Origin of the sequence: Micromonospora sp. WMMB235 (assembly GCF_001855515.1) — a bacterium.
In the GTDB taxonomy this organism is placed as follows: domain Bacteria; phylum Actinomycetota; class Actinomycetes; order Mycobacteriales; family Micromonosporaceae; genus Micromonospora; species Micromonospora aurantiaca.
Window position 1 is genome coordinate 2,166,162 of the sequence record NZ_MDRX01000001.1, and the last position, 26,536, is coordinate 2,192,697.

The following is a 26,536-nucleotide window of genomic DNA, read 5'->3' on the forward strand; positions in this document are numbered from 1 at the left end:
TACGTCCCGGAGGCGCTCGGCCCGGTCAGCTCACGTTGGCCGGGCCGAGGACGCTCTTCAGGTCACCCATCAGCGCTGTGGTCGGCGCGACCCGGAACGGGCCGAGGCGCAGCGTGGTGACCTTGCCGCCGTTGAGCAGCTTGACGTGCACCTCGGTGTCGCCGGGGTGCAGCACGAGCGTCTCCTTGAGCCGTTCCACGAGCGGCGGCGTGCAGCGGTGCACCGGGATGGTGAGCGTGATCGGCTTGCTCCCCGGGGTGCTGCTGACGTCCGGCATGGACATGTCCATCGCCATGATGCGCGGGGTGTCGTCGCGCCGGTCCACCCGGCCCTTCACCACCACGATCGCGTCCTCGGCGATGTACTGCCCGATCACCTCGTACGTGTTCGGGAAGAACAGCGTCTCCACGCCGCCGGCGAGGTCTTCGAGGGTGGCCGAGGCCCAGGCCCGGCCCTGCTTGGTGACCCGGCGCTGCACGCCGGAGAGGATGCCGGCCAGCGTGACCACCGCGCCGTCGGGCACCGTGCCCTCCTCCGACAGCGCGGCGATCGTGGTGTCCGCGGCGGCACCGAGCACGTGCTCCAGACCGAAGAGCGGGTGGTCGGAGACGTACAGACCGAGCATCTCGCGCTCGAACGCGAGCTTGTCGCGCTTGTCCCACTCCCCCTCGCCGATGACCGGCATGACAGTGGTGCTGCCACCGGTGTCCGCCTCGCCGAATCCGGCGCCGAACAGGTCGTACTGGCCGACCGCCTCCTTGCGCTTGACGTCGGCGTACGCGTCGATGGCGTCGGCGTGCACGGCCAGCAGGCCCTTGCGCGGATGCTGGAGCGAGTCGAACGCCCCGGCCTTGATCAGCGATTCGATGGTCTTCTTGTTGCAGACGACGGCGTCGACCTTGGACAGGAAGTCGTAGAAGTCGGTGTAGTCGCCCTTCTCCTCGCGGCACCGCATGATCGAGGCGACCACGTTCGCACCGACGTTGCGTACCGCGCCGAGACCGAAGCGGATCTCCTTGCCGACCGGAGTGAACGGCCCGGCCGAGGTGTTCACGTCCGGCGGGAGCACCTGGATGCGCATCCGGCGGCACTCGGACAGGTACAGGGCCATCTTGTCCTTGTCGTCACCGACGGAGGTGAGCAGCGCGGCCATGTACTCGGCCGGGTAGTGCGCCTTGAGGTACGCGGTCCAGTAGGAGACCAGGCCGTACGCGGCGGAGTGGGCCTTGTTGAACGCGTAACCGGCGAACGGGACCAGCACGTCCCACACGGCCTGGATGGCCTCGTCGGAGTAGCCGCGCTCGCGGCAGCCGTCCCGGAACGGGATGAACTCCTTGTCGAGGATCTCCTTCTTCTTCTTGCCCATCGCCCGGCGCAGCAGGTCGGCCTGGCCGAGCGTGTAGCCGGCGAGGATCTGCGCGGCGCGCTGCACCTGCTCCTGGTAGACGATCAGGCCGTACGTGGGCGCGAGGATCTCGCGCAGCGGCTCCTCCAGCTCCGGGTGGATCGGGGTGATCTCCTGGAGCCCGTTCTTGCGCAGCGCGTAGTTGGTGTGCGAGTCCACGCCCATCGGGCCGGGCCGGTAGAGCGCCAGGACGGCGGAGATGTCCTCGAAGTTGTCCGGCTTCATCAGCCGCAGCAGCGAGCGCATCGGCCCGCCGTCGAGCTGGAACACGCCGAGCGTGTCACCGCGGGCCAGCAGCTCGTACGCCTGCCTGTCGTCAAGCGGCAGGCCGAGCAGGTCCAGCTCCCGGCCGTGGTTGAGCTGGATGTTCTTCACCGCGTCGTCGATGATCGTCAGATTCCGCAGGCCGAGGAAGTCCATCTTCAGCAGCCCGAGCGACTCGCAGGTCGGGTAGTCGAACTGCGTGATGATGACGCCGTCGGAGTCGCGCCGCATCAGCGGGATGTGCTCGATGATCGGTTCGGCGGACATGATGACGCCGGCGGCGTGCACACCGGTCTGCCGGATCAGGCCCTCGATGCCCTTGGCGGTCTCGATGACCTTCTTGACGTCCGGGTCGGACTCGTAGAGGCCCCGGATCTCGCCCGCCTCGGCGTAGCGCGGGTGCTTCGGGTCGAAGATGCCGGACAGCGGGATGTCCTTGCCCATCACCGCCGGGGGCATGGCCTTGGTGATCCGGTCGCCGACCGCGTACGGGAAGCCGAGCACGCGGGCCGAGTCCTTGATCGCGGCCTTCGCCTTGATCGTGCCAAACGTGGCGATCTGCGCGACCTTGTCCTCGCCCCACTTGTCGGTCACGTATTTGATGACCTCACCGCGCCGGCGCTCGTCGAAGTCGATGTCGACATCGGGCATGGAGACGCGTTCGGGGTTGAGGAACCGCTCGAAGATCAGGCCGTGCGGGATCGGGTCGAGGTCGGTGATGCCCAGCGCGTACGCCACGAGCGAGCCGGCCGCCGAGCCGCGCCCCGGGCCGACCGCGATGCCCTGGCTCTTGGCCCACTGGATGAAGTCGGCGACCACGAGGAAGTACGACGGGAAGCCCATCTGGATGATGACGCCCAGCTCGTACTCGGCCTGGACGACGTGGCCCTCGGGGATGCCGCCGGGGAAGCGGCGCGCCAGGCCGGCGAAGGTCTCCTTGCGGAACCAGGATTCCTCGGTCTCGCCCTCGGGGATCGGGAACCGCGGCATCAGGTTGTGGAACGTGAACATGCCGGCCGGGTCGACCTTCTCGGCGACCAGCAGCGTGTTGCGGCAGCCCTGCTGCCACAGCTCGGAGGAGTCGACGGCGCGCATCTGGTCGGCGGACTTGACGAAGTAGCCGCCGCCCTCGAACCGGAACCGGTTCGGGTCGGCCACGTTGCTGCCGGTCTGGACGCAGAGCAGCACGTCGTGCGCCTCGGCCTGCGCCTCGTGCGTGTAGTGCGAGTCGTTGGTGACCACCGGCGGGATGTCGAGCTTGCGGGCGATCTCGGTGAGCCCGTCGCGGACCCGGCGCTCGATGTCGAGGCCGTGGTCCATGATCTCCAGGAAGTAGTTGTCCTTGCCGAAGATGTCCTGGTACGCGGCCGCGACCTTGAGCGCCTCGTCGAACTGGCCCAGCCGCAGCCGGGTCTGCACCGCGCCGGACGGGCAGCCGGTGGTGGCCATGATGCCCTCGGCGTGCTCGGCGATCAGCTCCATGTCCATCCGGGGCCACTTCACGTAGTGGCCCTCCATGGAGGCGCGGGAGTTGAGCTTGAACAGGTTGTGCAGGCCGTCGCGGTTGGCCGCCCACATGGTCATGTGGGTGATCGCGCCGTTACCGGAGACGTCGTCGCTCTTCTGCTCGGGGCGCCCCCACTTGACCCGGGCCTTGTGGAAGCGCGACTCCGGCGCGACGTACGCCTCGACGCCGAGGATGGGCTTGACCCCGGCGTCCATGGCCTGCTTGTAGAAGTCGTTCGCGCCGTGCATGTTGCCGTGGTCGGTGATCGCCACCGCCGGCATGCCGAGCCGCGCCGCCTCGGCGAAGAGGTCCTTGAGCCGGGCCGCCCCGTCGAGCATCGAGTACTCGGTGTGTACGTGCAGATGCGCGAACGAATCGCCCATGCGTGGCGCCCCCCGGGTTGTGGATCAAGCTGCGTCGGAGTCGACCGACCCACCCTACCGAGGTGATCGTGCGGGCTCCACCGTCCGCGCCGAGGGTGGCCCGGGTCTCTCCGGCCGACCGGTGTACGGCACGCGATGTTCTTCTCTGTTGCAATGGTGTGTGGCACACAGTATCGTGTTGCACATGGTCAGCGAAGAGGTCCTCCGGACCCACCTCCAGGAGCTACGGCGCGGCACGGTCGTGGTGGCCAGCCTGGTCGCCCTGCACCGCCCCGACTACGGATACGCCCTGCTGCAACGGCTGGCCGCGCACGGCTTCGCGGTCGACGCCAACACGCTCTACCCGCTGCTGCGCCGGCTCGAGGACCAGGGCCTGCTGACCAGCGAGTGGAACACCGAGGAGAGCCGGCCGCGCAAGTTCTACCGGACCAGCGACGACGGCGAGGCCGTCCTGAACCGCCTGCTCGACGACATGACCGCGGTGCGGACGTCCGTCACCGACCTGATCGAAGGAGCGGAACGATGAGTTCCCTGACCGACCGTTACGTCGCCGCCACCATGCGGACCGTGCCCGCGCAGCGCCGCCTGGAACTGGCCGAGGAACTGCGCGGCTCCATCGCCGACATGATCGACGACCGGACCTCTGGCGGGCAGGACCACGCCTCCGCCGAGCGCGAGGTGCTCACCGAGCTGGGCCACCCGGAGAAGCTCGCGGCCCGCTACAGCGACCGCACCCTGCAACTGATCGGCCCGCGGTACTACCTGACCTGGTGGCGGCTGCTGCGGCTGCTGCTCACGTACATCCCGGCGATCGTGGGCGTGCTCGCCGGCCTCGCCAAGGCGCTCATCGACGGCGAGCCGGGCGCGGCGATCGGCGCGGCGATCGTGGCCGCGATGCAGACCGCGGTCCAGATCGCGTTCTGGGTCACGCTGGTGTTCGCCGTGCTGGAGCGCACCCGCACGCCGCTCGGCCTGCCCGAGTGGACCGTCGACCAGCTCCCCGAGGAGAGCCGGGAACGGCAGATCAGCCACTCCGACAGCATCGCCTCGGTGGTGTTCCTGCTCGTCACCGTCGGCTTCCTGATCGGTCAGCACTTCCAGCGCTGGACCACCGACGACGGTTCCCGGATGGCGGTGCTCGACCCGGCGCTCTGGGGCTTCTGGCTGCCGGCCCTGATCGTGGTGCTGCTGGCCACCGTCGGCCTGGAGATCGCCAAGTACCGGGCCGGGCGGTGGACCTGGCCGCTGGTCGTGGTCAACGCGGTGCTCAACGCGGCCTTCGCCGCCCCGGTGCTCTGGCTGCTCGCCACCGACCGGCTGCTCAACCCGGAACTGGTCGAGCGGTTCGCCTGGCTGCGCGACGGCGGGACCGTCGAGTTCGCCCGGGTGGCGGGCGCGGTGGTCGTGCTGGTCGCGATCTGGGACGTGGTCGACAGCGCGGTCAAGGCCGCCCGCGCCGCGCGCTGACGCCCGGCGCCGCGCTCCCCGTCCCGCCCCGGTGCCGTCGGCGCCGGGGCGGGACGCCGTCGGCTGCCCGACTCAGCCGGGGCGGCACGGCCTCCCGGGGCATAGCCTGGGGTCCGGACCACCGGCGAGCACTGGGACGCCCCTGATGCCCCTCCCCGACGGCACGGACGAGCTGGCCCGGTCGGCGGCACGCGGCGACCGCGAGGCCCTCGACGCCCTGCTGGCCACCGTACGGCCGGAGGTGCTGCGGCAGTGCGCCCGGCTGCTGCCCCACCGGCAGGACGCCGAGGAGGCCTGCCAGGACGCTCTGCTCGCGCTCGCCCACGGGATCACCGGGTTCGAGGGCCGCTCGTCGTTCGACACCTGGCTGTACCGGATCACCGCCAACCGGGCCCGCTCCACCTACCGGACGTTGCGGCGACGGTGGCGGCGGGAGGCCGGCGGCGTCCCGCTGCCGGACCGGCCCGACCCGCGCCGGACCAGCGTGGTCGCCGGCACCCGGCTCGACCTGCTCGACGCCCTCGACGCGGTCCCGCCGGACCTCGCCGAGGCGGTGACCCTGCGCGATGTGCTTGGACTGAGCTACCGGGAGATCGCCGGCCTGCTCGACGTGCCGGAGGGGACCGTGAAGTCCCGCATCCACGAGGCCCGCCGGCAGCTCCGGGCGCGGCTGTCCGATGCGTGACCCGGCCCGCCGTCGGCGCGGCGTCGCGGTCGTCGCACTCGTCGCCCTCGCCGGGACGCCCGCCTGCGCCGACCGCCCGGTCTCGCCGCTGCCGGTACAGCCGGCGGTGACCAGCGCCGTCGCCGCCGCGCCGCCCACCGCCGCGACCTCACCCGGCCCCACCCCGGCGCCGCTGGGCACGGGCACGCCGGTCCCGGAGCCGTCGGGGGCCACGCCGACGAGCACGCGTACGCGGTCACGGCCGCCGGTCACGCCCCGGACCACCCGGCCCACCCCGTCGATACGCACCACGGCGCCGGCCGCGTGCTTCGGGCCGGTCCGCTACGACCTGGTGCTCGCCGAGACCGAGCTGGCGCTGCTGAAGTCCCTCTGCTTCGCCGCCGGCGGGATCCTGCGCATCCGGGGGATCGGGCCGGGTGAGGTCACCGTGGACCGGGAGGACCTGGTCTCGCACAGCTACGAGGCCGGTGTGGTGGACATCCGGTTCGTGCGCACCGGCACGGTGGTGGTCACCATCCCGCAGGACGGCCGCACGTACCCGATCACGGTGGTGGTGGTCTGAGCCCGTCACCTACCCGGTCCGAACTCCGGCGAGCACGCGGTCGGCGAAGTCCGCGCCCGCGTCCGGCGGCGGCACGAGCTGGACGTAGAGCAGACCGGCGCGGCCGGTGGCCGGCCCGGCCGCCTCGACGATCATCGGGCGGCCGGTGGGGCAGGTGTACGTGACCACCGTCCACTCGACGCCACCCTGCCGGCTGCGGCGCGGCGGGGCCGCGGCACAGTCCGCGTGGGCCCGTCCGGCGAGGAAGGCCGCCGGGCCGGCACGACGCGCCTCGCCGCTGGCGAGGCCGACGAAGGCGCCGGGCAGCGTGGGGTCGGCCGCCCAGTTCCCGGGGTCCGGGGAGATCACCAGCGCCGGTTCGAGGTCACCGTCGTCGCCGTACCGTCCCGCCCAGCCGGTCCCCTCGGCCCGCCAGCCGGCCGGCAGAACCACTGTCAGCGGCCCGCTGCGGCCCACCGCACCCGCCGAGGCGGGGTGGACCGCGTCCGCCGCGCACGTGCCGGCGACGGCGAGCGCCACCGCGACCCCGGCGACGAGCCGGCCCGGGTGCGGTGCCCACCCCGCCCGCACGGCAGCGGGCCCACCCGTCACCGCGCGCCGCAGCGCCTGCCGGAACGCGTCCGCGTCCGGGTAGCGGTCGGCCGGGCGCACGGCGGTCGCGGTGCGCAGCACCGTGTCCACGGCGGCGGGCACCCCGGCCCGCAGCCGCGAGCCGGCCGCCCGGCCGTCGGCCGCACCGCCCGGTGCCCGATCCCGGCCGAGCAGCCGCAGTCCGAGGCGGCCCAGCCCGAACACGTCGGCGCGGGTGTCGACCACGGCGAGTGGATCGTCCTGCTCCGGCGCCATGTAGCCGGGCGTGCCGGCCCGGGCGGTCAGCCCGGAGGCGGAGGCGAGCGCCTTGGCCAGCCCGAGATCGGCGATCAGCACCCGGTCGCCGCCGGGCGCCGAGTGGAACAGGACGTTGCTCGGCGTCAGGTCACGGTGCACCACCCGGTGCCGGTGCAGCACCGCAACGCCGGCCGCGATCTCGTCGAGGACCGTCAGGGCCCGCCCCACCGGCAGCGGGCCGCGGGCCAGGCGGTCCCGCAGGCTGCCGCCGTCCGCCCAGGCCAGCACGGCGTACGGGCGGCCGTCGGGCAACTCCCCCACGGCGTGCACCCGGACCAGGCGGTGGTGGTCCAGCTTCCGCAGCAACCGCGCCTCGTCGAGGAACCGTTCCCGCACCCGCAGGTCGTGGCTCCAGTTCTCGGCCAGAACCTTGACCGCCACCCGGTCCGCGAGCGCCGGGTCGTACGCGAGCCAGACCGTGGCGAAGGACCCCGTCCCGAGCAGACGCTCCACCCGGTACGCCCCGATCCGCGCCGGCGTGATCATCGCACCACCTCCGGGACCGCCACCCGGACCATCACGTCGACGGTAGACGATGGACCGAACCGAACCGGTCCGGGCGGAGACCAACAGGACAGGAGAACCCGACCGAAGGAGATCCGCCATGAACCGTCTCCCGTCCACCATCCTCGCCGGCTTGCTGGCGCTGACCGGGATCGCGCCGGTCGCCGTCGGCGCACCGGCCGCCTCCGCCGCTCCCGCGCACTCGGCGACCGCCGCCCGCGGCGACGGCACGCCGGCCCGCGTCCGGCCGACCGTCGCGGAGAACGAGGTGCTCAGCGTCCGTGGCGCCGGCCCGTACCGCATCGGAGCCCGGCTGGACCGGCTCGTCGCGGCCGGACTGATCGACTGGACGGCGCCCGGCTGCCCCGGAGTGGTGCACGCCGGTGCCACCGGCTCCTGGGCCGGGGCGATCCTGCTGGCCTTCCGGGACGGCCGGCTCGTGTCAGTGGGCACGGCCACCGCCCCGCCGCGCTCCCCGGCCGGCGGGTCGGTCGGGATGTCCTTCGCCGAGTTGGAGCGCATCTACGGACCGCGCGGCGGCATGATCCGCAACGACGCGGGTGACGCCGAGGCGTACCTGGTCCGGTTCGGGTCGCGGGTCGAGCTGTTCAGCGACCACCCGATCCGGCCCGGTGCCGGCTTCTACGAGGCCGGTGTGGCGTCGTACGTCGAGCGGTCGTTCCGGCAGGGCTGCTGCTGAGCGACGCCGGGGCCCGCCGGACGCGGGCCCGGCCGGCGCGCCGGGCCCGCGCTCAGTCCGCCGACCGCCACTGGCGGGCCAGCAGCGCGTAGACCACCTCGTCGGTCCACTCCCCCTTGACGAACTCGTTCTCCCGCAGGTGCGCCTCCCGGCGCATGCCCAGCCGCTCCAGCACCCGGGCCGAGGCGGTGTTGCGGGCGTCCAGCCGGCCCACGATCCGGTGCAGCCCCAGCCCGTCGAAGCCGATCCGCAGCAGCTCCCGGGCCGCCTCGGTGGTGTACCCCCGGCCGGTGTGCGCGGGGTGCGCCACGTACCCGATCTCGCCCTGCCGGTGCTCCCCGCTCGTCCAGCTCAGCAGCACGTCGCCGAGGAACTCGCCGGTGTCCGCCAGCGTCACCGCCAGGTTGAGCACGTCGCCGGGGGCGCGCAGCGCGGTCCGCCGGACCAGCCGGTCGACCGCGGCCCGGGCGGCGGCGTCGTCGTACGGCTGGTGGTAGAGGTAGCGGGTCACCTCCGGGCGGCCCCGGTAGTCCCGGATCACGGCGAGGTCGTCGGTGGTGAAGGCGCGCAGCAGCAGGCGCTCGGTGCGTATCGGCAGATCGGGCACGAACACCCCGGCAGGCTACGTCGCGGCTGTCGTCCGGCCCACCCGATTACGCCCCGGGCACCGTACCGGGCGCGGCGGTGGCATGGTCGTACGGTGAGCACCGCACCCACCACCGCCTGGCGCCGGCCGGCTCCCACGGCCGCGCAGTTGCGCGCCGACCTCTGGGTCGGACTCGCGGTCACCGTGCTGGCCCTGTTCGAGCTGACCCTGGCGCGCAGCACCGGGGCCTTCCTGCTCGGCCCGCCGCCGAGCCTCGCCGAGCAGGTCTGGTGGACCGTGGCGGTGACCGCCCCGCTGACCGTACGGCGACGGTGGCCCGCCGCCGTCGCGGTGGTCGTCTCGATCGCGTTCATCGCCGGGCAGGCGCGGGCGGTCCCGCTCGCCCAGCTCCCGTCGGGCGCGCTGTTCGCGGCCCTCTTCACGCTCGGCGCGTGGGGTGCCGACCGGCGGCTGGCCGGGCGGCTGCGGGCCGGCGTCATCGTGGCGATGTTCGGCTGGCTCGCGCTGTCCCTCGCGCTGCGGGCCGACCAGATCTCGGCGGCCTCCTTCGCCGACGCCGCCGGTCCGGTGCCGCCGGTGCTCGCCGCCGTGGTGAACGGCGTCTTCTACAACGTGCTGTTCTTCGGGTTCGCCTACTACTCCGGGCAGACCGCCTGGGTGGCCGCGCGTCGCCGGAACGAACTGCGGGAGCAGGCCGAGCAACTGCGCCGCTCACAGGTCGAGGCGCGCGAGCGCGCGGTGATGGGCGAGCGGGTCCGCATCGCCCGCGAGCTGCACGACGTGGTCGCCCACCACGTGTCGGTGATGGGCGTGCAGGCCGCCGCGTGCCGGCGCGTGTTCGACCGTGACCGCGACAAGGCGCGGACCGCCCTGGCCGCGATCGAGGAGACGGCCCGCACCTCGGTCGACGAGCTGCGCCGGATGCTCGGCGTGCTGCGCGACCCGGACGCCGCGGCCGGCGCGACCACGCCGGAGGACACCGCCGGCATCGACCAGGTCGCCGCGCTCGTCGACCGGGCCCGGGACACCGGGCTGCGGGCCGAACTCGGTGTGTACGGGGAACCGGCGCCGCTGCCCCGCTCGGTGTCGCAGGCGGCGTACCGGATCGTGCAGGAGGCGGTGACGAACGTGGTCAAGCACGCTCACGCCACCACGCTCGACGTGCGCATCCGCTATCTGGCGAGGGAACTGGAGATCGACGTGAGCGACGACGGACACGGGGGCGTACCCGAGGCCGGGGCCGGGCTGGGCCTGATCGGCATGCGGGAGCGGGTCGCCGCGCACGGCGGTGAGGTGGAGGCCGGGCCGCGTCCCGGCGGCGGGTTCCGGGTCCGGGCCCGCATGCCGCTGCCGGTCGAGGCCGCCGGGCGGGCGGCGTGAGCGCCCCGGTGCGGGTGCTGCTCGTCGACGACCAGCACCTGGTCCGGACCGGATTCCGGGTGATCCTGGAGGTCGAGGACGACATCGAGGTGGTCGGCGAGGCCGCCGACGGGCAGCGCGCCGTGTCGATGGCGACCGCGCTTCGGCCGGACGTGGTGCTGATGGATGTGGAGATGCCGGTGCTCGACGGGCTGGAGGCCACCCGCCGGATCACCGCCGACGCGACGCCGGGCGGGCCGGCGGTGCTCATCCTCACCACGTTCGACAGGGACGACTACCTCTTCGCCGCGTTGCGCGCCGGGGCAAGCGGTTTCCTGCTCAAGAACGGCACCCCGGAGGACCTGATCGACGCGGTCCGGGTGGTGGCGCGCGGCGAGGGACTGATCGCACCGGCGCTCACCCGGCGGGTGATCTCCACATTCGCCCGGCCCGGGGCGGCGCCACCGGACCCCCGGCACGACGCGGCCACCGCGGACCTGACCCCGCGCGAGCGGGAGGTGCTGGAACTGGTGGCGCGCGGGGCCAGCAACGCCGAGATCGCGGACGTGCTGCACGTCGGCGAGGCGACTGTGAAGACCCACGTCAGCCGCGTCCTGGCCAAACTCGGGCTGCGCGACCGGGTGCAGGCGGTGGTGTTCGCGTACGAGCACGGGGTGGTGCGGCCCGGCGGGTGACGCCCGTCCGCCGCGCGACGGACCCCGTGATCGCCCCGTGGTGGGACGACGGGAGCGGGGGCCGGCCGTAGCGTCGGGATCATGACAAGCGTGCTCCGCCTCGACGGCGTCGACCGCAGCTTCGGCGGCCGTCAGGTGCTCAAGGACGTCTCCTTCGACGTGACCGCAGGGCGCATGACCGGATTCGTCGGCGGCAACGGCGCCGGCAAGACCACCACCATGCGGATCATCCTCGGCGTGCTCGCCCCGGACGCCGGGCAGGTGACGTGGCGGGGGCGGCCGCTCGCGCGCGAGGCCCGGGCCCGGTTCGGCTACATGCCGGAGGAACGCGGCCTCTACCCGAAGATGACCCCCCGCGAGCAGGTGGTTCACCTCGGCCGCCTGTACGGGCTGGACGCCGCCGGGGCGCGCCGGCGTACCGACGCGCTGCTGGAGCGGGTCGGTCTCGGCGAGCGGGCCGACGACCTGCTGGAGACGCTGTCGCTGGGTAACCAGCAGCGGGCGCAGATCGCCGCCGCGCTGGTGCACGACCCGGAGGTGCTGATCCTGGACGAGCCGTTCTCCGGGCTCGACCCGCTCGCCGTCGACATGGTGGTGGCGGTGCTGCGGGAACGCGCCGCCGCCGGAGCGCCGGTGCTGTTCTCCAGCCACCAGCTCGACGTGGTGGAACGGCTCTGCGACGACCTGGTGCTCATCGCGGGCGGGACGATCCGGGCCGCCGGCGCCCGCGATGAGCTGCGCGCCGCGTACACGCTGCCCCGGTTCTCGCTCGTGGTGGACGGCGACGCCGGCTGGCTGCGCGACCAGCCCGGCGTGCGACTGGTCGACCTCGACGGCGCCCGCGCCGTGTTCGAGGTGGACCCGCCCGCCGACGACCAGGCGGTGCTGCGCGCGGCCCTGGCCCGCGGCCCGGTGCGCGCGTTCGGCCCGGTCACCCCGTCCCTCGCCGAGATCTTCCGAGAGGTCAACCAGTGAACACGTTCCAGGCCACCCGGCTGGTCGCGGCCCGCGAGATCAAGGTCAAGGTCCGCGACAAGACGTTCCTCTACAGCACGCTGATCTTCCTACTGCTCGCCGTCGTCGCCACAGTGGTGCCGGCGATGATGAGCAGCGGTCCATCCACTGTGGCGGTGACCGCTGCCGGTGCCGAACCGCTGCGCGCGGCGGGGCTGGACGTCCTCGTGGTCGCCGACGACGGCGCCGCCGAGCAGGCGGTACGCGACGGCGACGCGGACGCCGCGGTGGTGGCCGGTCCGCTCGTGGTCGCCGACGAGCGGGCCCCGGACGACGTGGTCTCCGCGCTCAGCGCGGCCCCGCAGGTGAAGCTGCTGGACCCGGACGCGGTGGATCCGCTCGTCGCGTACCTGGTGCCGTTCGCCTTCGCGTTCGTCTTCTTCTTCATGTCCCAGACGTTCGGGTTGCAGATCGCGCAGAGCGTCACCGAGGAGAAGCAGACCCGGATCGTGGAGATCCTGGTGGCCGCCGTGCCGGCCCGGGCGCTGCTGGCCGGCAAGATCCTCGCCGCGGGCGCGCTGGCGCTGGGACAGATCACCCTGATCGCGGCAGTCGCGCTGATCGGCATGCGCCTGACCGACGGCGGCGACCTGCTGGGTCTGATCGCGCCCGCGATCGGCTGGTTCGTGCCGTTCTTCCTGTGCGGCTTCCTGCTGCTGGCGGCGATGTGGGCGGCCGCCGGTGCGCTGGTGAACCGGCAGGAGGACATCGCCGGGGCGTCCACGCCGGTGCAGCTCGCGGTGATGGCGCCGTTCTTCGCGGTGATCTTCCTGAACGACAACGCCGCCGCGATGCGGATCCTGTCGTACCTGCCGATCTCCTCGCCGACCGCGATGCCGGTACGGCTGTTCACCGGCGACGCGGCGCCGTGGGAGCCGATCGTGTCGCTGGCGCTGCTGCTGCTCGCCGCCGCCGGGTTCCTGCTCGCCGGGGCCAGGATCTACGAGGGTTCGCTGCTGCGCACCAACGGGCGGACCTCGGTGCGGGCGGCGTGGCGGCAGCGCGAGCCGATCGGCTGACCGTGCGAGACGCCGAGCGCCGGCCACCCCGTGATCCGGGGGCCGGCGCTCGGCACGTCGGGCGGAATCAGCCGACGGCGGCCATGACCTCGTCGGAGACGTCGAAGTTGGCGTAGACGTTCTGCACGTCGTCGCAGTCCTCCAGCACGTCGATCAGCTTGAAGATCTTGCGCGCACCCTCCTCGTCCAGCGGCACGTTCACGCTGGGGATGAGGGAGGACTCGGCCGACTCGTACTCGATGCCGGCGTCCTGCAGCGCGGTGCGGACCGCGACCAGGTCGCCCGGCTCGGAGACCACCTCGTACGCCTCGCCGAGGTCGTTGACCTCCTCCGCGCCCGCGTCGAGCACGGCCATCATCACGTCGTCCTCGCTGGTGCCGGCCTTGGGGACGATCACCACGCCCTTGCGGGAGAACATGTACGACACCGAGCCGGCGTCGGCCAGCGAGCCGCCGTTGCGGGTAAGGGCGGTGCGCACCTCGGTCGCGGCGCGGTTGCGGTTGTCGGTGAGGCACTCGATCAGCATCGCCACGCCGTTCGGCCCGTAGCCCTCGTACATGATCGTCTGCCAGTCGGCGCCGCCGGCCTCCAGGCCGGAGCCGCGCTTGACCGCGCGATCGATGTTGTCGTTCGGGACCGAGTTCTTCTTCGCCTTCTGGATGGCGTCGTAGAGAGTCGGGTTGCCGGCCGGGTCACCACCGCCGGTACGGGCCGCCACCTCGACGTTCTTGATCAGCTTGGCGAACATCTTGCCGCGCTTGGCGTCGATGACCGCCTTCTTGTGCTTGGTCGTCGCCCACTTTGAGTGGCCGGACATCTGTTACCTCCGTTGCTACCCGCCGTCTGCATCGACCGCACCGCACACGCCCCGCTCCCCCGCCGGCGCACGTCGAGGTGCCGTGATCTTCGCTGGGAGCCGCGGCGGGCTGATGGCCCTGCCGAATCTCGGCAATCCTACCGGCGAGGGCCGGGTGACTGTCACGCGCCGCACGGCACCGGCCCGCCCGAGGCCGCCCGAACCGGCACAACCAGGGACGGACCGGATGCTCAGGAGGCGGCCCGGACGAGTTCCACGAAGGACCGGTGCAGGCGCAGGTCGCCGGTCAGCTCGGGGTGGAACGACGTGGCCAGCAGGTTGCCCTGCCGTACCGCGACGATCCGGCCCGCCGTCGGCCCCTCGGTCACCCGGCCGAGCACCTCGACGTCCGGGCCGACGCGCTCCACCCAGGGCGCCCTGATGAACACCGCGTGGAACGGCCCGCCGTCGACGCCGGTGAGCGCCACCGGCGCCTCGAACGAGTCGACCTGGCGGCCGAACGCGTTGCGCCGCACCGTCATGTCGACGCCGGCGAATCCGCGCTGGTCGGGGCGGCCGTCCAGCACCTCCGCCGCCAGCATGATCATGCCGGCGCAGGAGCCGTAGACCGGCATGCCGGCGGCGATCCGCTTGTCGATCGGCTCGCGCATCTCGAAGATGTCCACCAGCTTGCTGATCGTGGTCGACTCGCCGCCGGGGACCACCAGGCCGTCGACCGCGTCCAGCTCGCCCGGCCGCCGCACCGGCCGGGCGTCCGCGCCCACCCCGGCCAGCGCGGCGACGTGCTCGCGTACGTCGCCCTGCAGGGCGAGCACGCCGATCACCGGTACGGCCACGATGCTCCCTCCGGGGTGTTAAAAGGGGGCCCCGCCTCTACCGCAGGCGTTAACAGGGGGCCCTTCCTTGCACTCACCAGCCGCGCTCGGCCAGGCGGTGCGGCTGGGGGATCTCGTCGACGTTGATGCCGACCATCGCCTCGCCCAGCCCCCGGGAGACCTTCGCGAGCACGTCCGGGTCGTCGTGGAACGTGGTCGCCTTGACGATCGCGGCGGCCCGCTGGGCCGGGTTGCCGGACTTGAAGATGCCCGAGCCGACGAAGACGCCCTCGGCGCCGAGCTGCATCATCATGGCCGCGTCCGCAGGGGTCGCGATGCCGCCCGCGGTGAACAGCACGACCGGCAGCTTGCCCTGCTCGGCGACCTCCTTGACCAGCTCGTACGGGGCCTGGAGCTCCTTGGCCGCGACGTACAGCTCGTCGGAGGGCAGCGACTGGAGCCGGCGGATCTCCTGCCGGATCTTGCGCATGTGGGTGGTGGCGTTGGAGACGTCACCGGTGCCCGCCTCGCCCTTCGAGCGGATCATCGCGGCGCCCTCGGTGATCCGGCGCAGCGCTTCGCCCAGGTTCGTCGCACCGCACACGAACGGGACGGTGAACGCCCACTTGTCGATGTGGTTGGCGTAGTCGGCCGGGGTCAGCACCTCGGACTCGTCGACGTAGTCGACGCCGAGGGCCTGGAGGACCTGCGCCTCGACGAAGTGGCCGATGCGGGCCTTGGCCATCACCGGGATCGAGACGGCCTGGATGATGCCGTCGATCATGTCCGGGTCGCTCATCCGGGACACGCCGCCCTGCGCGCGGATGTCGGCCGGCACGCGTTCCAGGGCCATCACGGCGACCGCGCCGGCGTCCTCGGCGATCTTCGCCTGCTCGGGGGTGACCACATCCATGATCACACCGCCCTTGAGCATCTCGGCCATGCCGCGCTTGACGCGGGCGGTGCCGACGGCGGTGGCGGTGGTCGGGGCTGCGGATTCAGACACGGGACATCGCTCCTCGGCGTGCTCGGGAGGTGACTGCGCAGGAATGCTACGACCGGCACGGCGCCGATCCGAGCGCCAATCGAACCCCCGGTGGCCTGCCGTGTGGCCCCCGTCACGGCCGGTGCGTCAGCCGGTGGTCACATCCGCGTGCGAGGCCAGCGTGGGGTCGTCGATGTCGAAGTAGCGCGGCCACTCCCGTCCGCGTCCCATCCGGAACAGCCGCACCACCGGACGCCCCCGCGCCGAGCGGGCGTCCCGGACCAGGTCGGTGTGCACCTGCCGGGCCAGCCCCAGCCGCCTGCTGGCCGCGATCACCGCCGCGCAGGCCGGGTCGTCCGGGTCCAGCCGCACCGCGCGCAACTGCCGGGTCAGGTCGTTCTCGGCCGCCTCGCGCTCCTCCGGGGCGGCGTCCAGCGCGATCCGGGCGGCGGCGTACAGCTCCACGCCGTACCGCTGCTCGGCCAGGACCGCGGCGGCGGCCGCGCGGCGCAGCAGGTGCGCGTCGAGCGCGCGGGCCGCCGAGTCCGCGCGGACCTGGAGCCGCTGCACCCGGCCGGAGGTCCAGATCAGGTACGCCGAGAGCAGCCCGAGCACCGCGACCGCGCCCACCACCCACCACATGCCCGGCATCGTAGTGCTGCTCCTCATCCCGGCCGGCCGGCGCGGTGCACCGGTCGACGCGCTCGTCACAGCGGCCGCAGCGGCCACAGCGGTCAGCCCAGACCCGCCCACTCCTGGTCCATGACCCGGCCGTCGGTGGCCTCGATCGCGGCTGCGTATACCTCCAGAACGCGGCGGGCAACCACGGGCCAGTCGAAATTCGCCACCACCTGGTCGCCGCAGGCGGTCAGCCCGGCCCGGCGGCCGTCGTCGTCGAGCAGCTCGGACAGCGCGGCGCCCAGCGCGGCCGCGTCGCCGGTCGGGAACAGCCGGCCGGCCCGCCCGCCGTCGAGCACCCTGCGGAACGCGTCCAGGTCGCTGGCGACCACCGTGGTGCCGGCGGCGAGCGCCTCGGTGAGGATCATCCCGAAGGACTCCCCTCCGGTGTTCGGTGCGACGTAGAGGTGCACGCTGCGCAGCATGCGTGCCTTGTCCGCCTCGGAGACCAGGCCGAGGAACGTGACCCGGTCGCGCAGCCCGGCCGGGAACCGCCCGTACAGCTCGTCGGCATCACCCGGGCCGGCGACCAGCAGGCGCAGGCCGGGGCGGTGCGGAGCCAGCGCGACGAACGCGTCCCGCAGGATCGGGAAGCCCTTGCGCGGCTCGGTGAAGCGGCCCAGGAACCCCAGCGTGCCGCCGGTGCCCGGGGCACACTCCCCCGGCCAGCCCGGCAGCGGCGGCACCCCGGCGAACTTCGCCACCGCCACCCCGTTGGGGATCTCCACCGCGCCGCCGTCCATGTGCTCGACCTGCACCTTGCGGGCCAGCGCACTGACCGCGATCCGGGCGGTGATCCGCTCCAGCACGATCTGGAGCACGCCCTGCGCGGCCGACATCACCCGGGAGCGGGTCATCGCGGTGTGGAAGGTGGCCACCACCGGGCCGCGGGCGCAGAGCACCGCCAGCATCGACAGGCTCGGCGTGAGCGGCTCGTGCACGTGCAGCACGTCGAACTCGCCACGGGTGATCCAGCGGCGCACCCGGGCGGTGGAGACCGGGCCGAACGCGATCCGGGCCACCGACCCGTTGTACGGCAGCGGCACCGCCCGGCCGGCCGACACCACGTACGGCGGCAGCGCCGAATCCTCGTCGGCGGGTGCCAGGACGCTCACCTCGTGACCGAGCCCGAGCAGCGCCTCGGCCAGGTCCATGACGTGGTTCTGCACGCCGCCCGGCACGTCGAACGAGTACGGGCACACGATGCCGATACGCACTGCGCCCCCCCTAGACCGTCCCGGTGGTGGCCGGTGGCTGCGCCGACGTGGGCGTACCGTCCCGGCCCTGGTCCAGCCACATCCGCTGCAACATGTGCCAGTCTTGCGGATGCCGGGCGATGCCCGCCGCCAGACCGTCGGCAATCCGCTGCGTCACCGTGCGGACCCGCTCGTCGAGCGGCGCGCTGTCCGGGTCCGGCAGCGGCAGCGGGCCCTCGATCGAGGCGCACGCCGCGTCCGGTTCGTACCACATCGAGGCCACGTAGAGCGGGGCGCCGGTCCGGATGGCCAGCAGCGCCGGCCCGGCCGGCATCCGGGTCCGGCCGCCGAAGAAGTCGACCTCCACGCCCCGGGCGGACAGGTCCCGGTCGGCGAGCAGGGGCACCACGTAGCCGGCGCGCAGGCGGTCCACCAGCACGTCGAACGCGGGACGCGGGCCGCCGTGGTTGGGCAGGATCTCCATTCCCAGCCCTTCCCGGAACCCGACGAACCGCTCGTAGACGCCGTCCGGAAGCCGCTCAGCCACCGTGGTCATCGGCCAGCCGGTGGCAGCCACCCAGGCGCCCGCGGCATCCCAGTTGCCGGCGTGCGGCAGCGCCACCACGGCGCCCCGCCCGGCGGCCACGTCGGCGGCGAGCAGTTCCTGCCCGTCGAGGCGGAACCCGGCGAGGATCTCGGTGCGGCTCAGGCCGGGCAGCCGGAACGCCTCCATCCAGTACCGGGCGTACGAGCGCAGCCCGGCACGCACCAGCACGTCCAGCTCCGCGTCGGGCATCTCCGGTCCGACCACCCGGCGCAGGTTGGCGCGCAGTCGACGCGTACCCCCGCCGTCCTTGCGGTGGGCGCGGTCGGCGCCCACCCGGAAGGCCGCCGCCGCGACGGGCCGGGGCAGCGCCCGGACCAGGCGCCAGCCCGCGACGAAGCCCGCCTCGGTGAGGTTCACTCGGCGCCGACCCGCTGGGCCTGGCGGTACACGTGGGCCATCCGCTGGCCCACCGTGAAGATCGAGACGGCGGCGAGCAGCCAGAGCGCGATCTCCAGCGCCGGACGGACCCCGACGCCGGTGAGCAGGCCGCCGACGCCGACGATGAGCAGCCGCTCGGTGCGCTCGGCGATGCCCACGTTGCAGGTCATCCCGAGGCCCTCGGCGCGCGCCTTGACGTAGGAGACCAGACCGCCCGCGGCCAGGCAGATCAGCGCCGCTGCCACGCCCGAGTAGTCGTGCTCGGTGGCCAGCCAGTACGCGACCGCGCCGAACACCGCGCTGTCGGCGACCCGGTCCATGCTCGAGTCGAGGAACGCCCCGAACCGGGTCGACCCGCCGCTCATCCGCGCCATCGTGCCGTCGAGCAGATCGGTGAGGGCGAAGACCGTGACGATCAGCGCGCCGGCGACCAGATGGCCGCGCGCGCCGAAGCCGAGCGCGCCCACGAGCACGCCGACGGTGCCGGTCACGGTGACCGCATTGGGGGACACGCCCGCACGCAGCAGCGCGCGGGCGACCGGCTCCACGACGCGGGTCATGCCCGCGCGGGCCGTCACTTGGAAGATCTTCGCCATGGCGGTCCCACGATAACGGCCCGCAACCGCCAGGGACACAGCCGGGCGTACGACCCGCCCGGCGGCCCTTGTGCGGGCACCCCTGCGGGTGTGAGATCGAGCCAGGAGGTGAGCCAGTTCACCGGATCACCGGTCCGCGTTCCCGTCCAGCAGGAGATCACCGGAAGATATCGCCGCGGCGCCCGTCCCGGGTCCGCTCCCCCGTCGCCCGCGGCGGTCGCCACCACCACCGGTTGAGGGAGGTGCGCCGCGATGGCGCAGAAGAACGAGAAGGGTGTCACCGGCGGCGCGCCGGTGGTGACCGAGCCCGGCAGGGTTCGCAACGTGGTGCTCGTCGGGCACTCCGGTGCCGGCAAGACGACGCTCGTCGAGGCGCTGCTGGCCGCCAGTGGCACGATCGGCCGGGCCGGCGCCGTCGCCGAGGGCACCACCGTCTGCGACCACGACCCCGCCGCCGTACGCCAGCAGCGTTCGGTGAGCCTGGCGTGCGCCCCGCTGGTGCACCGCGACGTCAAGGTCAACCTGCTGGACACCCCGGGATACGGCGACTTCGTCGGCGAGCTGCGCGCCGGGCTGCGCGCCGCCGACGCGGCCCTGTTCGTGGTCTCCGCCGTCGACGGCATGGACGCCGCCACCGCCGCCCTCTGGGAGGAGTGCGCCGCCGTCGACATGCCCCGGGCGGTGGCCGTCTCCCGGCTGGACCACCCGCGCGCCGACTTCGACGAGGCCGTGGCGCTGTGCCAGCGGGTCTTCGGCGACAACGTGCTCCCGCTCTACCTGCCCATGCTCGGCGACGACGGCGAGTCGGTGGCCGGGCTGATGGGGCTGATCACCCGCCGGGTGTTCGACTACTCCGGCGGGCTGCCCGCGGCGGTACGCGAGCCGGACCCGCAGCACCTGCCGGCCATCCAGGAGTCCCGCGACGAGCTGATCGAGGGGATCATCGCGGAGAGCGAGGACGAGACTCTGATGGACCGCTACCTCGGCGGTGAGGAGATCGACCCCGAGGTGCTGATCACCGACCTGGAGACGGCTGTCGCCCGCGGCCACTTCTACCCGGTGGTGCCGGTCTGCGCGGAGACCGGCGTCGGCCTGGACGCGCTGCTCGACGGCCTGGTCGCGGCGTTCCCGTCGCCGCTGGAGCACGACCTGCCCGCCGTCACCGGCGTGGACGGCTCGCCCCGCCCGCCGCTGACCTGCGACCCGGACGGCCCGCTCGTCGCCGAGGTGGTCAAGACGACTGTCGACCGGCACGTCGGACGGGTCTCGCTGGTGCGCGTCTTCTCCGGCACGCTCCGCCCCGACCAGGTGATCCACGTGTCGGGCCACGGCATGGCCGAGCGCGGCCACCCGGACCACGACGCCGACGAGCGGGTCGGCCACGTCTACAGCCCGCTGGGTGCGACGCTGCGCGAGGTGCCCGCCTGCGTCGCCGGTGATCTGTGCGCGATCACCAAGTCGGGCAGCGCGGAGACCGGCGACACCATCTCGGCCAAGGACGACCCGCTGCTGATCGCGCCCTGGGAGATGCCGGAGCCGCTGCTGCCGGTGGCGATCGTGGCGCGCAGCCGGGCCGACGAGGACGCGCTGGCCCGCAACCTGTCCCGGCTGGTCGCCGGCGACCCGACGCTGCGGCTCGAACGCAACCCGGAGACCCACCAGCTTGTGCTCTGGTGCATGGGCGAGGCGCACGCCGACGTGGTGCTCGACCGGCTGCGCGGCGGCGGCGTCGAGCTGGACACCGAACCGGTCCGGGTGCCGCTGCGCGAGACGTTCACCGCCGCCGCGCGCGGGCACGGCCGGCACGTCAAGCAGTCCGGCGGCCACGGCCAGTACGCGGTCTGCGACATCGAGGTGGAGCCGCTGCCCCGGGGCGCCGGCTTCGAGTTCGTCGACCGGGTGGTCGGCGGCGCGGTCCCGCACAACTACATCCCCTCGGTGGAGAAGGGGGTACGGGCGCAGATGGAACGCGGCCTGATCGCCGGCTGCCCGGTGGTGGACCTGCGGGTGACGCTGGTCGACGGCAAGGCGCACAGCGTCGACTCCTCCGACGCGGCGTTCCAGACCGCGGGCGCGCTGGCGCTGCGCGACGCCGCCGAGAAGGGCCAGCCGGCGCTGCTGGAGCCGGTCGACGAGATCACCGTACGGGTACCCGACTCGTCGGTCGGCGCGGTGATGGGCGACCTGTCCGGGCGGCGTGGCCGGGTGCTCGGCACCGAGCCGGACCCGGATGCCGAGGGCCGCACGCTCGTCCGCGCCGAGGTGCCCGCGACCGAACTGCTGCGGTACGCGGTCGAGCTGCGCTCGATGACGGCCGGCACCGGCACGTTCCGCCGCGAGTTCGCCCGCCACGACCCCATGCCCGCCCACCTCGCCGACCAGGCCCGCAAGGAGTCCACCACCCGCTGACCCCGCCGCCCTCCCCCACCCGCGCCCGCCCGCCCTCGCCCTCCCCCGCGATCTTGCACTTGCGGCCCCCGCAAAGGGGGCATTCCCGACAACATGCGGGCCACAACTGCAAGATCGCCGCCGACGAGGGCGGGGGTCGGCGCGGGGATTGTGTAGATCTTGGTAGGAAGTGGCCCCTATGGGGGCGCTTTCGTACCAAGATCTGTGGCGTCTCAGGGGTCGGGAGGCGAATCTCGTCGGGCGGGTGGATCGGCTCGGGCGGGTGGATCGGGAGGCTTGGTCAGGGGCGGACGGCGGGGACCGGGGGCATCGGCCAGTGGGGGCGGTCGGCGTCCCGGAGCGCGGCCGAGCGTACCGCCGCCAGTTGCCGCTCCACCTCGGCGAAGTGGTCCGGGGCGAGCGGGCCCCGGGCCAGCGCGGCCGCGTTCTCCTCGACCTGCGCGACGGTACGGGCACCGGGGATCGGCACGGCCCGGTCGCTGCGCGCCCAGATCCACCCGATCGCCCCCTGGGCCAGGGTGCGTCCGTCGGCGGTCAGCGCGTCGCGCACGGCGGCGACCCGGCGCAGCCACTCCGGGGCGGGCCGGCCGCTGCGGAACCACTCCAGCCAGGTCGGCCCGAGTCCGCGTACGTCGTCGCGGGGCAGCGTGGACTCCGGCGTGTACTTGCCGGTGAGCAGACCCATCCCGAGCGGCCCCCGGGCGAGGCCGGCCAGGTCGTGCTTGTCGCAGGCGTCGAGCATGGCCGGGGCGTCCCGGAGCACCGACAGCGCGTGCTGCACGGCGGCGGCGCCGCGGGCGACCTGCGCGAAGGCGGCGGCCCGGTCGGCCCGGTCGGTGCTCCACCCGTACGCCCGGATCAGGCCGGCGTCGACCAGGTCGTCGAGCGTGCCGATGAGCGCCTCGGCCCGGGGCAGCGGCAGGTCGCCCAGGTGCAGTTGGTAGAGGTCGATGCGGTCGGTGCCCAGCCGGCGCAGCGAGCCGGTGACCGCCCGGCGCAGGTAGTGCGGCGAGGCGTTCTCGCCGGTGGCCTGCCGGGTCCGCTCGTCGAACGTGTAACCGAACTTCGTGGCGATCACCGCCTCGTCACGCCGGCCGGCGAGCGCCCGGCCGAGCACCCGCTCGCCGTGCCCGGCGCCGTACGTGTCGGCGGTGTCGAACAGGGTGACGCCGAGCTCGAGCGCGCGGCGGACGGCGCGTACCGACTCGTCGTCGTCGACCCGGCCCCAGCCCAGCGGCCGGGCACCCTCAGCCCACGGGCCGCCGATCGCCCAGCACCCCATGCCGAGGGCGCTCACCTCGATGCCGCTGCGCCCCAACTGCCGCGTGTCGACTGCCACCGCCGCATCCTGTCACCTTCCCGGCGTACACGGGCCGATTCCTGACCCCTGAGCAGGGTCGCGGTCACGCCGCGTGACGCCCGGCGGTGCACGGTCGTGGTGAACGCGATATGCCTCAGAGTCATGAATATGCCTCTGCGGCATATCGGTCCGCTGTCGTCCCTTCGATCCGGCTCCGAGGAGGAACGCCGCCGCCCGGCGAGCCGTCAGCGCGCGTAGGCCAGCAGTACCGGCTCGTCCTGACCCGGCCAGGCGCCGGCGAGGCCGCCCGCCTCCGGCACGTCGGCCGGTACGGGCCGCCGGACCACCGCCAGCTCGACGTCCCCCACCCGGACCACCGTCACGCCGCCGTCAACCGGACCATCCGGAACCGGAGCAGCCGAAACCGCGCCGGCCGAAACCGGACCAGCCGAAACCGGACCCGTCGGCACCGGACGGCCGGTACGGCTGCCGGTCAGCGTCATGCTCACCGGGCGCACCTCGCGCTTCCCGTCGACCTCGAAGTACTCCTCGGCCTGACCGGCGTCGGCGAGCACGGCGGCGGCCAGCAGCGGCGCGTACACCGGGTCGCCGCAGGCGTCGTACGCCCAGCGGCGGCCGAGGACCGAGTGCTCGATGACGCCCACCAGGTGCTCGTCCGCCCCGGCCAGCGGCGCGCCCCGGTAGGTCAGCGGCACCTGGAGCACCGGGCCGTCACCGGCGCGCACGAGCAGCGTCTCGATGCCGACCTCGCCGGCCGGGTCGTCGAACCGGTACGCCGCGACGCGGGTGACCGGCGCGCCGGCCTCGCCGGCGAACCACTGCCGGCCGGGCAGCCAGCCGGCGAGCAGCTCCAGTTTCGAGGGGCGCAGTTCCGCGCGGTGCAGGAGAGCCATGCGCGAGATCGTACTGTCGGGGCGGGCCCCCGTCAGGCCGCCGCCCACGCCTTGGCGAGCAGCTCCCGGGTGTCGGCGAGCAGTTGCGGCAGCACCTTCGTCCGGCCGATCACCGGCATGAAGTTGGCGTCGCCGCCCCAGCGCGGCACCACGTGCTGGTGCAGGTGCGCGGCGATGCCCGCGCCCGCCACGCCACCCTGGTTCATGCCAAGGTTGAAGCCGTGCGCGCTGGAGACGTGCCGGACCACCCGCATGGCGGCCTTGGTGAACGCGGCCAGCTCGACCGTCTCCGACTCGTCCAGCTCGGTGTAGTCGGCCACGTGCCGGTAGGGGCAGACCAGCAGGTGCCCCGGGTTGTACGGGTAGAGGTTGAGCACAGCGAAGACGTGCTCGCCCCGGGCGACCACCAGGCTCTCCTCGGCCGGCAGGCCGGGCGCGAGGCAGAACGGGCAGCCGGCCGGCTTCTCGTAGCCGCCCTCGGGACGGTCCTCGCCGGAGATGTAGGTCATCCGGTGCGGCGTCCAGAGCCGGTCCAGCCCGTCCGCCAGACCGTCGTCGCCGCCGTACCCGGTGTGCCGCTCCGCCCCTGTCACACAGGCGATCCTACGATCCGGGCCGGGTCGCCGCCGAACCGCGCCGCCGCCCGGGCGGCGCGGTCGGCGGAGCGTCTACTCGGCGACGGTGGCGGTGGGACCGGCGTTGGTGCGCGACTCCACCACCTCGCGGACGTGCGCCACCGCCTCGTCGACCGGTACGCCGTTGCGCTGCGAGCCGTCCCGGTAGCGGAACGAGACGGTGCCGGCGGCCACGTCGTCGTCACCGGCGATCACCATGAACGGAATCTTCTGCTGCTGCGCGTTGCGGATCTTCTTCTGCATCCGGTCGTCGCCCAGGTCGACCTCGGCCCGGATGCCGTGCCGGCGCAGCGTCGCGGCGAAGTCGACCAGGTAGTCGCCGTGCTCGTCGCGGATCGGGATGCCGACCACCTGCACCGGCGCCAGCCAGGCCGGGAACGCGCCCGCGTAGTGCTCGGTGAGCACGCCGATGAACCGCTCGATCGACCCGAACTTGGCGCAGTGGATCATCACCGGCTGCTGCCTGGTGCCGTCGGCGGCCTGGTATTCCAGCCCGAAGCCCTTGGGCTGGTTGAAGTCGTACTGGATCGTCGACATCTGCCAGGTCCGGCCGATCGCGTCCTTGGCCTGCACGGAGATCTTCGGGCCGTAGAACGCCGCGCCGCCCGGGTCCGGCACCAGTTCCAGGCCGGTCTCCAGCGCGCACTGCTCCAGTACGGCGGTGGCGGTCGCCCAGTCCTCGTCGGAGCCGACGAACTTGTCCGGCTTCGACTCGTCGCGGGTCGACAGCTCCAGGTAGAAGTCGTCGATGCCGAAGTCGCGCAGCAGGCTGAGCACGAAGCCGAGCAGGTGCTTGATCTCCGACGGCGCCTGCTCGCGGGTGCAGTAGGAGTGTGAGTCGTCCTGGGTGAAGCCGCGTACCCGGGTCAGGCCGTGGATGACGCCCGACTTCTCGTACCGGTAGACCGTCCCGAACTCGAACAGGCGGATCGGCAGCTGCCGGTAGGACCGCCCGCGCGACCGGTAGATCAGGTTGTGCATCGGGCAGTTCATGGCCTTGAGGTAGTAGTCGCTGCCCTCCATCTCCATGGGCGGGAACATCGTGTCCTTGTAGTAGGGCAGGTGTCCCGAGGTGTGGAAGAGACCTTCCTTGGAGATGTGCGGCGTGCCGACGTAGTCGAAGCCCTCCTCGACGTGCCGCGCGCGGACGTAGTCCTCCATCACCCGCTTGAGCACGCCGCCCTTGGGGTGGAAGACCGGCAGGCCGGACCCGATCTCGTCGGGGAAGCTGAACAGGTCGAGGTCCGCGCCGAGCTTGCGGTGGTCGCGGCGGGCGGCCTCCTCCAGAAGCTTCAGGTACGCCTTGAGCTCGTCCCGGGTCGGCCACGCCGTGCCGTACACGCGCTGGAGCTGCGGGTTCTTCTCCGACCCGCGCCAGTACGCGGCGGCCGAGCGCATCAGCTTGAACGCGCCGATCAGCCGGGTGTTCGGCAGGTGCGGGCCCCGGCACAGGTCCGACCAGCAGACCTTGTCCTCGTTCGCGGCGAGGTTGTCGTAGATGGTCAGCTCGCCGCCGCCCACCTCCATCACCTCGGAGGAGTCCAGCCCCTCCCCCTTGACCTCGATCAGCTCCAGCTTGTACGGCTCGGCGGCCAGCTCGGACCGCGCCTCGTCCAGGTCGGCGAACCGGCGGCGGCGGAACCGCTGGCCGGACTTGACGATCTCCTGCATGCGCTTCTCGAGCTTGGTCAGGTCGTCCGGCTGGAACGGCTTGTCGACGCCGAAGTCGTAGTAGAAGCCGTTCTCGATCGGCGGGCCGATGCCGAGCTTGGCGTCCGGGAAGACGTCCTGCACGGCCTGGGCCAGCACGTGGGCGGTGGAGTGGCGCAGCACGTTCAGCCCGTCCGGGCTGTCCAGCGTGACCGGCTCGACCGCGACGTCCTCGGCCGGGCGCCAGTCCAGGTCACGCAGCTGGCCCTGCGGATCGCGGACCACCACGATCGCCTTCGGCCCGCTCATCGGCAGGCCGGCCGCGGCCACCGCGTCGGCCGCCGTGGTCCCGGCGGCGACGACGACGGGGTCGGCCACGACGGGGGTACGGGGTGCGGACACGGTGACTCCTGTCGTCGACGGTACTGGTGGGCCGGTGACCGGCCCCTGCGATGCTATCGGTCGCCCGGACCCGGACCGCCGCCGACGCCGGTGCC

Annotated in this window: 24 protein-coding genes; 10 read left to right on the plus strand and 14 right to left on the minus strand. The window is 73.2% G+C overall.

Annotation, left to right across the window (positions count from 1 at the left end):
- Window positions 1-25 precede the first annotated feature (25 nt).
- The gene (gene dnaE, locus BFV98_RS08675; protein ID WP_013285448.1) at window positions 26-3,559 is read right to left on the minus strand and encodes a DNA polymerase III subunit alpha; all 3,534 of its coding nucleotides are present in this window, start codon (window positions 3,557-3,559) and stop codon (window positions 26-28) included.
- Window positions 3,560-3,743: 184 nt separating this feature from the next.
- Between dnaE and BFV98_RS08680 the strand changes: the two genes are divergently transcribed.
- From BFV98_RS08680 to BFV98_RS08695, 4 genes are all read left to right on the plus strand, one after another.
- Entirely contained in the window at window positions 3,744-4,085 is a 342-nt protein-coding gene (locus tag BFV98_RS08680) for a PadR family transcriptional regulator (RefSeq protein WP_013285447.1), read from the plus strand.
- Entirely contained in the window at window positions 4,082-5,026 is a 945-nt protein-coding gene (locus tag BFV98_RS08685; RefSeq protein WP_013285446.1) for a permease prefix domain 1-containing protein, read from the plus strand. The genes BFV98_RS08680 and BFV98_RS08685 overlap by 4 nt, the downstream gene beginning before the upstream one ends.
- A 145-nt stretch (window positions 5,027-5,171) precedes the next feature.
- Entirely contained in the window at window positions 5,172-5,711 is a 540-nt protein-coding gene (locus BFV98_RS08690; protein WP_013285445.1) for an RNA polymerase sigma factor, read from the plus strand.
- Complete coding sequence (locus BFV98_RS08695) at window positions 5,704-6,273, plus strand: hypothetical protein (protein ID WP_071095777.1); 570 nt, start codon at window positions 5,704-5,706, stop codon at window positions 6,271-6,273. Before BFV98_RS08690 ends, BFV98_RS08695 begins: the two co-directional genes overlap by 8 nt.
- A 9-nt stretch (window positions 6,274-6,282) precedes the next feature.
- Here the strand turns inward: BFV98_RS08695 and BFV98_RS08700 are convergent, their stop codons facing one another.
- Window positions 6,283-7,647: a serine/threonine-protein kinase gene (locus BFV98_RS08700; protein ID WP_071095779.1), complete on the minus strand. Its 1,365-nt coding sequence runs from the start codon at window positions 7,645-7,647 to the stop codon at window positions 6,283-6,285.
- 118 nt (window positions 7,648-7,765) lie between these two features.
- Between BFV98_RS08700 and BFV98_RS08705 the strand changes: the two genes are divergently transcribed.
- On the plus strand, window positions 7,766-8,365 hold the full coding sequence (locus tag BFV98_RS08705) for a hypothetical protein (RefSeq protein WP_013285442.1): 600 nt from the start codon (window positions 7,766-7,768) through the stop codon (window positions 8,363-8,365).
- Window positions 8,366-8,417: 52 nt separating this feature from the next.
- Here BFV98_RS08705 and BFV98_RS08710 read toward each other — a convergent pair whose 3' ends face one another.
- Window positions 8,418-8,978 carry a GNAT family N-acetyltransferase gene (locus tag BFV98_RS08710; RefSeq protein ID WP_071095781.1) on the minus strand — a complete coding sequence of 187 codons (561 nt, stop codon included), beginning with the start codon at window positions 8,976-8,978 and terminating at the stop codon, window positions 8,418-8,420.
- A gap of 87 nt (window positions 8,979-9,065) precedes the next feature.
- Between BFV98_RS08710 and BFV98_RS08715 the strand changes: the two genes are divergently transcribed.
- The 4 genes from BFV98_RS08715 (at window position 9,066) to BFV98_RS08730 (ending at window position 13,059) form a co-directional block, all read left to right on the plus strand.
- Window positions 9,066-10,352, plus strand: coding sequence for a sensor histidine kinase (locus BFV98_RS08715; RefSeq protein WP_071095783.1), 1,287 nt, complete (start codon window positions 9,066-9,068; stop codon window positions 10,350-10,352).
- On the plus strand, window positions 10,349-11,026 hold the full coding sequence (locus BFV98_RS08720; RefSeq protein WP_013285439.1) for a response regulator transcription factor: 678 nt from the start codon (window positions 10,349-10,351) through the stop codon (window positions 11,024-11,026). Before BFV98_RS08715 ends, BFV98_RS08720 begins: the two co-directional genes overlap by 4 nt.
- 81 nt (window positions 11,027-11,107) lie before the next feature.
- Window positions 11,108-12,001, plus strand: coding sequence for an ABC transporter ATP-binding protein (locus tag BFV98_RS08725; protein ID WP_071095785.1), 894 nt, complete (start codon window positions 11,108-11,110; stop codon window positions 11,999-12,001).
- Window positions 11,998-13,059 (plus strand): ABC transporter permease, encoded by a 1,062-nt coding sequence (locus BFV98_RS08730; protein WP_013285437.1) that lies wholly within the window; start codon window positions 11,998-12,000, stop codon window positions 13,057-13,059. Before BFV98_RS08725 ends, BFV98_RS08730 begins: the two co-directional genes overlap by 4 nt.
- 67 nt (window positions 13,060-13,126) lie before the next feature.
- Here the strand turns inward: BFV98_RS08730 and BFV98_RS08735 are convergent, their stop codons facing one another.
- The 7 genes from BFV98_RS08735 to pgsA form a co-directional block, all read right to left on the minus strand.
- Complete coding sequence (locus tag BFV98_RS08735) at window positions 13,127-13,876, minus strand: YebC/PmpR family DNA-binding transcriptional regulator (protein ID WP_013285436.1); 750 nt, start codon at window positions 13,874-13,876, stop codon at window positions 13,127-13,129.
- A 230-nt stretch (window positions 13,877-14,106) separates the two neighbouring features.
- On the minus strand, window positions 14,107-14,712 hold the full coding sequence (gene pdxT, locus BFV98_RS08740; protein WP_071095787.1) for a pyridoxal 5'-phosphate synthase glutaminase subunit PdxT: 606 nt from the start codon (window positions 14,710-14,712) through the stop codon (window positions 14,107-14,109).
- 73 nt (window positions 14,713-14,785) lie between these two features.
- Complete coding sequence (gene pdxS, locus BFV98_RS08745) at window positions 14,786-15,697, minus strand: pyridoxal 5'-phosphate synthase lyase subunit PdxS (RefSeq protein ID WP_013285434.1); 912 nt, start codon at window positions 15,695-15,697, stop codon at window positions 14,786-14,788.
- Between the two features lie 126 nt (window positions 15,698-15,823).
- Window positions 15,824-16,327, minus strand: coding sequence for a hypothetical protein (locus BFV98_RS08750; RefSeq protein WP_013285433.1), 504 nt, complete (start codon window positions 16,325-16,327; stop codon window positions 15,824-15,826).
- Window positions 16,328-16,410: 83 nt separating this feature from the next.
- Window positions 16,411-17,571 carry a glycosyltransferase family 4 protein gene (locus BFV98_RS08755; RefSeq protein WP_013285432.1) on the minus strand — a complete coding sequence of 387 codons (1,161 nt, stop codon included), beginning with the start codon at window positions 17,569-17,571 and terminating at the stop codon, window positions 16,411-16,413.
- Between the two features lie 10 nt (window positions 17,572-17,581).
- On the minus strand, window positions 17,582-18,514 hold the full coding sequence (locus tag BFV98_RS08760; protein ID WP_013285431.1) for a phosphatidylinositol mannoside acyltransferase: 933 nt from the start codon (window positions 18,512-18,514) through the stop codon (window positions 17,582-17,584).
- Window positions 18,511-19,131 (minus strand): phosphatidylinositol phosphate synthase, encoded by a 621-nt coding sequence (gene pgsA, locus BFV98_RS08765; protein ID WP_013285430.1) that lies wholly within the window; start codon window positions 19,129-19,131, stop codon window positions 18,511-18,513. Before pgsA ends, BFV98_RS08760 begins: the two co-directional genes overlap by 4 nt.
- 252 nt (window positions 19,132-19,383) lie before the next feature.
- Between pgsA and BFV98_RS08770 the strand changes: the two genes are divergently transcribed.
- A complete protein-coding gene (locus BFV98_RS08770; RefSeq protein WP_030270973.1) occupies window positions 19,384-21,540 on the plus strand; it encodes an elongation factor G-like protein EF-G2 in 2,157 nt (718 codons plus the stop codon).
- 280 nt (window positions 21,541-21,820) lie between these two features.
- Here BFV98_RS08770 and BFV98_RS08775 read toward each other — a convergent pair whose 3' ends face one another.
- The 4 genes from BFV98_RS08775 to thrS form a co-directional block, all read right to left on the minus strand.
- Window positions 21,821-22,822, minus strand: coding sequence for an aldo/keto reductase (locus tag BFV98_RS08775; protein WP_176921758.1), 1,002 nt, complete (start codon window positions 22,820-22,822; stop codon window positions 21,821-21,823).
- Window positions 22,823-23,085: 263 nt separating this feature from the next.
- Window positions 23,086-23,754, minus strand: a complete 669-nt coding sequence (locus BFV98_RS08780; protein ID WP_071098795.1) for a hypothetical protein — start codon at window positions 23,752-23,754, stop codon at window positions 23,086-23,088.
- Window positions 23,755-23,786: 32 nt separating this feature from the next.
- Complete coding sequence (locus BFV98_RS08785) at window positions 23,787-24,347, minus strand: HIT domain-containing protein (RefSeq protein ID WP_071095791.1); 561 nt, start codon at window positions 24,345-24,347, stop codon at window positions 23,787-23,789.
- Between the two features lie 75 nt (window positions 24,348-24,422).
- Window positions 24,423-26,441 (minus strand): threonine--tRNA ligase, encoded by a 2,019-nt coding sequence (gene thrS, locus BFV98_RS08790; protein WP_071095793.1) that lies wholly within the window; start codon window positions 26,439-26,441, stop codon window positions 24,423-24,425.
- Window positions 26,442-26,536: the final 95 nt, after the last annotated feature.